Source organism: Acidobacteriota bacterium (assembly GCA_020349885.1).
In the GTDB taxonomy this organism is placed as follows: Bacteria; Acidobacteriota.
In genome coordinates this window covers 1,861,276-1,869,735 of record CP070701.1, presented here as the reverse complement: position 1 = coordinate 1,869,735, position 8,460 = coordinate 1,861,276, and the positions used below count along the sequence as shown (strand labels likewise).

Sequence of the window (8,460 nt, the reverse complement as noted above, 5' to 3'; positions counted from 1 at the left end):
GGTGGCCCTGGTGTGCCAACGTTATCTTCACTATGTTATGCATTGGCTGGATGTTTTGGTGCTATAAAGACAGCACTTCCAAAATATGAAGTCACCACCAGCCCCCTATAATATTCTTGATCTCTTGCTCTCCCTTTAGGTTTTCGCCGCTTTAGAATTTCGCGCGCCCCGGCCTTGTCTGTTGCATAAAGGCCACACTTTATCTCACCTTTTCGGGGTAGAATATCGCACCCCCCCACACAAGTCGGCCAAAATCCTTGACAAATCCCTCCGGCGGCATACATGGGGAAGTATGTTCAATGCAATATGTCAAATGCTGAATGCGCCGGAGCCCTCTGTAGGGCTGGGACTGTGTCCCCGCCTCTGCGTGGTCACAGACCGCGCCCTACAAGCACCGGAACCGTGGAGAGAAACCCCAGGGGGGACACCCCCCCCTTATCAATTTACAAAACGAACCCAAGCAAGTGCGCAAAAATAAAGGATTTCTTCAGGTTCGTTCTCCAAAACGAACCCGGGAACCCGGGAATTCATTAACCGCGCATGAACAAAGGATTTCTTCGAGTTCGTTTTCAAAAACGAACTCCCCACGCTCCGCCGGAAGACAAGATTTCAGACGGCGAAGGCTTCCCTCTTTCCCGCGCATCGGGTATACTGGGCGGCGGGTTTACGCACGATTAATCCAGTTGAATCGAAATTTCCAGTCCTAATGAGGCAAAGAACCGCTCCATGAAAATCTACGAAACGGAAAGTATTCGCAACGTGGCGGTCGTCGGTCACGGCGATTCGGGAAAAACGTCGCTCGTCTCGGCGCTCCTCTACCGCGCCGGCGCCGTGGCGCACCTTGGGAAAATCACCCAGAAGAACACCGTCACCGACTACGGCGAGGAAGAGAAGGAGCGCGGCATCACGCTCTCGTCCGCCGTCGCCTACGGGGAGTGGCAGGACACGAAAGTAAACATCCTCGACACGCCGGGCTATTCGAATTTCATCCCCGACGCCAGGGCCGCCATGCGCGTCGCCGACAGCTGCCTGATGGTAATCTCCGGCGTGGACGGCGTGCAAGTCCAGACCGAGTGCCTCTGGGACTGGGCCGTGCAGTTCGAGCTTCCGGTTCTTTTTGTCGTCAACCTCCTCGACCGCGACCGCGCCGGCTTCTCCATGACGATCGAGAGCCTTCAAAAGGCATTCGGTAAAAACGTCGTGCCGCTCGTGCAGCCCCTGGGAGAGGGCGAGGCCTTTCGCGGCTACATCGATCTGCTTGAGGGCAAGGCGTTGGAGTACCCCAAGGGCGAGACGGGCAAGGCCAAGGCCGGCGGCATCCCGGAGGACGGGAAGGCCGTGTTCGAGGAAAAGCGCAAGGAGCTCGTCGAGAAAATAGCCGAGCTCGACGACGCCCTGATGGAAAAATACCTCGACACGGGCGATCTGAGCAAGGAGGAAATTTTGACCGGGCTCAAGAAGGAGTTCGCCGCGCGGCAGATTTTCCCCGTCCTCTGCGCCTCCGCGGTGCGCAACATCGGCTCGGCCAAGATTCTGGACTGCCTCGTGCAACTCAGCCCCTCTCCGCTCGGAAGGGGAAAGGTCAGGGCCAAACGAGACGGGAAAGAAACCGAGGTTTCGCCCTCCGACCCCTTCTCGGCGTTCGTCTTCAAGACCATTGCCGACCCGTACGCGGGCAAGATCAACCTTTTCCGCGTCTATTCGGGCAAGGCCCAGGCCGACGCGCAGGCGCTCAATACCCTGAAGGAAGAACGGGAGAGGCTGGGGGCGCTCTTTTTGATGCAGGGCAAGGAGCATTTCGCCATTCCCGAGGTGCAGACGGGTGACATCGCGGCCGTCGCCAAGCTGAAGACGGTGGGCACGGGCGACACCTTGGCCGACCCGGCCTTTCCCGTCGCGTATGATTCCGTGGTTTTTCCCGAGCCCATCCTTGCGTTTGCCGTCGAGCCCAAAAGCCGCGCCGACGAAGGCAAGCTCTCCACGACGCTCAAGCGCCTCGCCGAGGCCGACCCGACCCTCCGCGTGCAGCGCGATCCCCAGACGAACGATCTCCTGCTCGCCGGCACGGGCCAGCAGCACATCGAGGTGGCCATCTCCATGATGAAGCGCCTCGCCAACCTCGAAATCATTCTCCACCCGCCGAAAGTGCCCTACCAGGAAACCATCAAGCGCAAGAGCGAGGCCAAGTACCGCCACAAGAAGCAGACCGGCGGGCGCGGCCAGTTCGCCCAGTGCGAGATTCGGCTCGAGCCCCTGCCGCGCGGCACGGGCTTCGAGTTCGAGGACAAGATTTTCGGGGGCTCCATCCCCCAGAATTTCCGCCCCGCCGTCCAGAAGGGCGTCGAGGAGGCCGCTCGGAAAGGCTTCCTCGCGGGCTATCCCGTGAAGGACTTCCGCGTGGTCCTGTTCGACGGGCAGTTCCACGAGGTCGATTCCTCGGAGATAGCCTTTAAAATCGCCGGTGCGAAGGCATGGAAAGCGGCGATGGAAAAGGCGAGCGCAGTGCTCCTTGAGCCCATCATGAACATCGAGATTACGGTGCCCGAGGAATCGGTGGGCGACGTCATGGGAGATTTGAACGGCCGCCGCGGGCGCGTGCAGGGGATGGACTCCCGCGGGACGAGTCAGAGCATCCGTGCTCAGGTGCCCATGAACGAGATACTCAACTACGCCGGGGCCCTGAAGAGTATCACGGGCGACCGCGGCCTTTTCAGCATGGAGTTCTCACACTACGAGGAAGTGCCGGGGAACGTCGCCGAGAAGATTATCGAGCAGGCGAAAAAGGGCGAGAAGAAGAAGGAGGAGGAAGAGTAGCAGGGTCCGGCGCGGCCGTCCGCTATTCCCAGTAGAGGGTGAGTTCGAATTTCAGGCGCGAGAGATACGCGCGAAGCGTTCGCGTCTCGTTCTTTCGAACCTCCGTTTCCATCGTGGTTTCGCTGTATCTTTTCCCGCCCTCGATGCGTACGCGGATGCTGTGTTTTCCGGGCTTGACTTTGAAATCTTCGGCCACCACGGAGCGCTGCGGAACGCCGAATTTCTTGGAGCCCTCGAAGGACTTGCGGAAGACGAGATCACCGTCGATATACAGCGCCAGCTCTCCATCGCTCAAGTAATGCACGAGCTCGAAGCGCACGGTCTCGCTTTTGCCCACGCCCAGGGAAAACCATCCGTCCGCCGCGGACTTCTTTTTCTCCGCGAGAGGCTTCTTCGCCGGCGGCGCTTCTTCGGCCCGGGACGCCATTCCTTCGTCGGTCGAGGAAACGGCTTGGACAACCTTCTGTGCTCCCTTCCACGTGAGGTAGCCGGCAGCGCCGAAAAGGGCAAGCCCCGCGAGCAAGGCGGCCCCCCATGGAAGCATGCGCAGGAGGCGGCGCTTCACGACACCTGCTTGGGCTTTACGCTTCGATGGTTTCCGGGAAGGTTTCTTGGAAGACGGGCTTGCCAGGAGGGCTTGGCGGGCCTTGGAAGCCTTTGCAAACCGCTTCTTGGGATTCTTTTCCAGAAGGCGCGTCACAGTGCTGGACAGCGCTTCCGGAACATCCGGTGCGGTCGCATGAAGCGGCGGGGGCTCGTCGTAGCAGATCGCGTGCGCGATGGAGGGAATGTTTTCTCCCTCGAAAGGCTTCCGGCCCGAAAGCATCTCGTACAGAATGACCCCCGCGGCAAACAGGTCGGCGCGGCCGTCCGTGGGCTTTCCGAGAATCTGCTCCGGCGCCATGTAGTAGGGCGTGCCGAGGATTTCTCCCGTCTGCGTAAGGTGCGACGCCTCGGGGCGCGCGATACCGAAGTCGGCAAGCTTGAGCGTCCCCTTCGAGGAAAAGAGCAGATTTTCGGGCTTCACGTCGCGGTGGACGATCCCATGCTCGTGGGCGTGCTCCAACGCCTCGAGAAGCGATGCGGCATAGGAGGCGGCCTCCTCGGCGGGCATGGGCTTTCCTTTCTTCATCCTGTCCCGCAGGCTCCCGCCGGGGAGGTGCTCCATCGAAAGGAAGTTCGCACCCGTTGCGGTGTCCTTTCCCATGTCGTAGAGGGTGACGATGTGCGGATGCGAAAGCTTACCAGCGGCTTGGGCCTCGCGGAAGAAACGAGCGCGGTGCTCCTCCGATGCAAGCAGCTCCGGCCGGATGACCTTAAGGGCCACGGTGCGCCCGATCACCGGGTCGCGTGCCTCGAAAACGCCGCCCATCGCGCCTTCACCAAGGAGACGCATCACCTTGTAACGCCCGAACTTCTTTCCCTCAAAGCCCATGGGAAAAGGATAGCAGAAAAAAAAGGTGGTTCAACGCGGCGCGGGGAACCGCTACGCGCTTGCCGCCGTTTCTTCGCCCGGTTCTTTCCCAGCCTTGGTGGACAAGCCAGCCAGCTGTCTTTCCAGGAAACACGTTGAGAGGTTGCCTTTCTGGAACTCCGCGTCGTCCACAATGCGCTGGTGGAGCGGGATGTTCGTCTCGATGCCCTCGATGACGAAGACCTCGAGCGAGCGGCGCATCCGCTGGACCGCCTCCTCGCGGTCGCGGCCGTGGGTGATGAGCTTGGCAATCATCGAATCGTAGTAGGACGAAACGACACACGAGGCGTAAGCGGCGGTGTCCACGCGCACGCCCGGGCCACCCGGCGGATGAAAGACGCTGATAGTACCGGGCGAGGGCGTGAAGGTTTCCGGGTGCTCGGCGTTGATGCGGCACTCGATCGCATGGCCGTACGGCGAGAACGGCTGGGGAAAAGGAGACATCGGCTCGCCCGCCGCGATGCGGATTTGCTCTTTGATAAGGTCCATGCCCGTAATGAACTCCGTCACGGGATGCTCCACCTGGATGCGCGTGTTCATCTCCATGAAGTAGAACGAGCCATCCTCATCGAGGAGGAACTCGACCGTGCCGGCGTTTTCGTAGCCCACTGCGCGCGCGATCGCAATGGCGCGCTCGCCGAGCTCCTCGCGAAGCCGGTCGTCCACCGCGGGCGAAGGCGCCTCCTCGACGAGCTTCTGGTGTTTTCTCTGAATCGAGCACTCGCGCTCACCGAGCTGAACCACAGTACCGTGGGAATCGGAAAGTATCTGCACCTCGATGTGGCGCGGCGCATCGAAATACTTTTCCAGGTAGATGCGCCCGTCGTCGAAGGCCGCCTTCGCCTCCGAAGCGGCCACGCTGAAGGCGTTTTCCATTTCCGCGGCCTCGCGCACGACGCGCATGCCCCGGCCGCCGCCTCCGGCTACGGCCTTCAAAATCACGGGGTAACCCAGGTTGCTCGCGAGGCTGCGCGCCTTCTTGTGGGTTTTAACGGGGCCGTCGCTTCCCGGAATGACGGGGATACCCAGCTTTTTAACCTGCTCACGCGCCGCGGCCTTGTCGCCCATCAGGCGTATGAGCTCGGGCGTCGGGCCGATGAATTTTACGCCGCAGTCGGAGCAAATTTCTGCGAAGCGGGCGTTCTCGGACAGGAAGCCGTAGCCGGGGTGTATCGCCTCGGCCCCCGAAACTTCGGCGGCCGACAGGATGGACGTGATGTTAAGATAGCTCGACGCGCTCGGGGCCGGCCCGATGCAGATGTTCTCGTCCGCGAAGCTCGAGTGCAGGGAGTCGCGGTCGGCCTCGGAGCGAACGGCGACCGTCCGGATGCCGAGCTCCTTGCAGGCCCAGAGGACTCGCAGCGCGATTTCGCCGCGATTGGCCACTAGGATTTTCTTGAACATGGAATCGGCTCGGGCTATGGGCTACGCCGTCTTGATGCTGAAGAGCACTTCTCCAAACTCGACTGGCTCGCCGTCCTTGACGTGGATGGCCGTCACCTCGCCGGCGTGGGACGCGGAGATTTCGTTCATCACCTTCATGGCCTCCACGACGCAAAGCGTCTGCCCTTTTTCGACGCGGCTTCCCACCTCGACGAAGGCCTCCGCCTTGGGATTGGGACGGCGGTAGAAGGTTCCCACGAGGGGGGAGGTCACTTTGGCGAGGTTTGCATCCTCGGCCCCCGCCGGCGGTTTGGGGGCGGACGTGGAAGGCGGCGCAGGGGCTTCTTCGCTCGGGCCGGAAATGACCTCGGGAGGCTCACCCGCGCCGCGCCGGCGCACCCTGAGGTGCATCCCGTTTTTGTTCATTTCGAAGTCGGAAATGTCACGCTCGATGAGCCACGAAACAAGCTCTTGGATTTCCTTGGCGTCCATCGGCTCTCTTGTCTGCGGTCAGGCGATTCCGACGCGTTCAAGATACTCGCCCGTCCGGGTGTCGATCTTGATAACGTCGCCTTGGTTGATGAAGAGGGGAATCTTTACGGTCGCGCCCGTCTCGAGCGTCGCGGCCTTCGTGACGTTTGTCGCGGTGTCGCCGCGTACCCCCGGCTCGGTGCGCGTCACCTCGAGCTCCATGAACAACGGAAGCGCCACGCTCACGGGACGCCCTTCGTAGTAGAGGGCGTCGACCTCCGTGTTTTCCTTGAGAAAGTCCACCGCGCTGCCCAACTGCTCGCCGTCAAACGAAGTCTGCTCATACGTCTGCGCGTCCATGAACACGAACTCGTCGCCCTTGCGGTAAAGAAACTGCATCTTGCGCGTCATGATGTCGGCCACCTCGAGCTTGTCGCCGGAATGAAAGGTCCTGTCGAGTACCCGCTGCGTAAGAAGGTTTCGGACCTTGGTCTGAATGACCGCCCGTCGGTTGGCGATCTTGACGTGCTGGGAGGAGAGCACCTCGAAAGGCGCCCCATCTAGCACGACCTTCACTCCGACGCGTATGTCGTTACCCGAGATTACGTCCATAGATGATTTTCCGCTCCCCCCCAACCCGCTATGATACCACGTTTTTTCGGGAAGGCCAAAAGCGCGCAGGGGAGCCGGGCAGCCGAAAGCCATCCCGGTTTCTATCAGGAGGGGCATAAAGATCAGATGTTGTGTCTTGACTCAAAAGAGTTTTTTCTGCTAAACTCCACCTCTACGCTTTTGCCAAGAAAAAACGACAAACGAATGGAGGCAGCTATGGAAGTAAGCCGCATCTTAATTAACGGCGAGTGGGTTTCTTCATCTTCGAAGAAAATTATTGACGTTCAGAATCCCGCCACCTTGGAGATTGTGGGACGCGTTCCCGCCTGTAACGAGGCCGATGTCAACGCTGCGGTCGCGGCGGCCAAGAAAGCTCAGATCGATTGGAACAAGACGCCCGGCCTGGAAAAGGCGCAACAACTGCATGAAGTAGCCAGCCGCATCCGGGACATGGAAGAGGAGCTTGCCACCTCGATTACCAAAGAGACGGGAAAGCCGCTCTGCGAATCGGTCGAGAGCATCGAAAATGTGGCTGGATGCTTCGACTACTACGCCGAAGTGGGCCGCTCCGAACGGGGCCATACCTTTCCTCCCGTGTCCCGGCACCAAGTCAACTTTACCATCAAAGAGCCTTACGGGGTGGTCGCCGCCATCGTGCCGTTTAATTTTCCTCTTCTTCTCATGGCATGGAAGGTGGCGCCGGCCCTCGCGGCGGGAAACACGGTTGTTTGCAAACCCTCGTACCTCAACCCTACGAGTAATCTTATAATGGCGCGAGCCTACGAGGACCTGCCTCCCGGTGTCATGAACGTCATCACGGGAACGGGGGGAACGGTCGGGGGACAGCTTATCCGGCACCCGGACGTGAATTTGATCGCCTTCACCGGTTCCACCGAGGCCGGACGGCGCATCGCTTCGGAGGCGGGCACTCAGTTGAAGGAGGTCAACCTGGAGCTGGGCGGCATTGACCCGCTGATCGTATTCGAGGACGCGGACATCGACATCGCCGTTCGCGGTGCTACCTATGCAAGGCTTTTGAACGCGGGTCAGGTCTGCACGTCCTCGAAACGCATCTATGTTGTCGAGAAGATTGCAAAGGAATTCACCGACCGTATGATCAAGCACGTGAAGAGCCTGCGGGTGGGTGACCCTATGAAGCCGGATACCGACATCGGCCCACTGGTCTCCGCGGAAGCGTTGGAAGATATAGAACAACAGGTCGCGCGGGCCGTCAAAGACGGAGCCAAGCTCGTGCATGGGGGCAAGCGCGTTCAACCCGACGGTCTCAAGGGCTTCTTTTATGAGCCGGCTATCCTTGTGGATGTTCCCCAGGGGAGCGCGGCCACCACGGAAGAAATCTTCGGCCCCGTGATTGCCGTGATCGTGGCGAAGGACGCCGACGACGCCATCCGCAAGGCGAATGATTCCGAGTACGGCCTCGGCGCGACCATCTTCACGAACAACCTCGAGTATATGATGAAGGCAATGGAAAACATCAAGGCCGGAAGTTTCTGGGTCAACGACCCGCTTACGGATAACGACGCCGGTGCCTTCGGCGGGATGCGCGCGAGCGGAATCGGCCGCGAGCTGGGCATCGAGGGTCTCGATGCCTTCCGCGAGCCCAAACACGTCCACATTGATTACGTGATGGAGAGCAAGCCATTCTGGTTTCCCTATAGGGAAAGGGAAGACGAGTAGGAAATCAA

General features: G+C 60.3%; 6 protein-coding genes. 2 read left to right on the top strand and 4 right to left on the bottom strand.

The features are described 5' to 3' along the window. Positions 1 to 726 precede the first annotated feature (726 nt). Complete coding sequence (gene fusA, locus JSV08_08005; protein UCF80444.1) at positions 727 to 2,814, top strand: elongation factor G; 2,088 nt, start codon at positions 727 to 729, stop codon at positions 2,812 to 2,814. Between the two features lie 22 nt (positions 2,815 to 2,836). On the opposite strand, the gene JSV08_08000 is transcribed toward fusA, so the two are convergent. From JSV08_08000 to efp, 4 genes are read right to left on the bottom strand one after another with little or no spacing between them, the layout of a single operon-like run. After that, positions 2,837 to 4,249 carry a serine/threonine protein kinase gene (locus JSV08_08000; GenBank protein UCF80443.1) on the bottom strand — a complete coding sequence of 471 codons (1,413 nt, stop codon included), beginning with the start codon at positions 4,247 to 4,249 and terminating at the stop codon, positions 2,837 to 2,839. A 51-nt stretch (positions 4,250 to 4,300) separates the two neighbouring features. After that, positions 4,301 to 5,692 (bottom strand): acetyl-CoA carboxylase biotin carboxylase subunit, encoded by a 1,392-nt coding sequence (gene accC, locus JSV08_07995; protein UCF80442.1) that lies wholly within the window; start codon positions 5,690 to 5,692, stop codon positions 4,301 to 4,303. Between the two features lie 21 nt (positions 5,693 to 5,713). Then, positions 5,714 to 6,163, bottom strand: a complete 450-nt coding sequence (gene accB / locus JSV08_07990) for an acetyl-CoA carboxylase biotin carboxyl carrier protein (GenBank protein ID UCF80441.1) — start codon at positions 6,161 to 6,163, stop codon at positions 5,714 to 5,716. 18 nt (positions 6,164 to 6,181) lie between these two features. Next, positions 6,182 to 6,754, bottom strand: a complete 573-nt coding sequence (gene efp / locus JSV08_07985; GenBank protein UCF80440.1) for an elongation factor P — start codon at positions 6,752 to 6,754, stop codon at positions 6,182 to 6,184. Between the two features lie 216 nt (positions 6,755 to 6,970). On the opposite strand from efp, the gene JSV08_07980 reads away from it, so the two are divergent. Further along, positions 6,971 to 8,452, top strand: coding sequence for an aldehyde dehydrogenase (locus JSV08_07980; protein UCF80439.1), 1,482 nt, complete (start codon positions 6,971 to 6,973; stop codon positions 8,450 to 8,452). The last annotated feature ends 8 nt before the right edge of the window (positions 8,453 to 8,460 follow it).

What these genes read in the sequence shown, in the direction of transcription:
- fusA (UCF80444.1), top strand. Translation starts at nt 727, where the DNA reads ATGAAAATCTACGAAACGGAAAGTATTCGCAACGTGGCGGTCGTCGGT.
- JSV08_08000 (UCF80443.1), bottom strand. Translation starts at nt 4,249, where the DNA reads ATGGGCTTTGAGGGAAAGAAGTTCGGGCGTTACAAGGTGATGCGTCTC.
- accC (UCF80442.1), bottom strand. Translation starts at nt 5,692, where the DNA reads ATGTTCAAGAAAATCCTAGTGGCCAATCGCGGCGAAATCGCGCTGCGA.
- accB (UCF80441.1), bottom strand. Translation starts at nt 6,163, where the DNA reads ATGGACGCCAAGGAAATCCAAGAGCTTGTTTCGTGGCTCATCGAGCGT.
- efp (UCF80440.1), bottom strand. Translation starts at nt 6,754, where the DNA reads ATGGACGTAATCTCGGGTAACGACATACGCGTCGGAGTGAAGGTCGTG.
- JSV08_07980 (UCF80439.1), top strand. Translation starts at nt 6,971, where the DNA reads ATGGAAGTAAGCCGCATCTTAATTAACGGCGAGTGGGTTTCTTCATCT.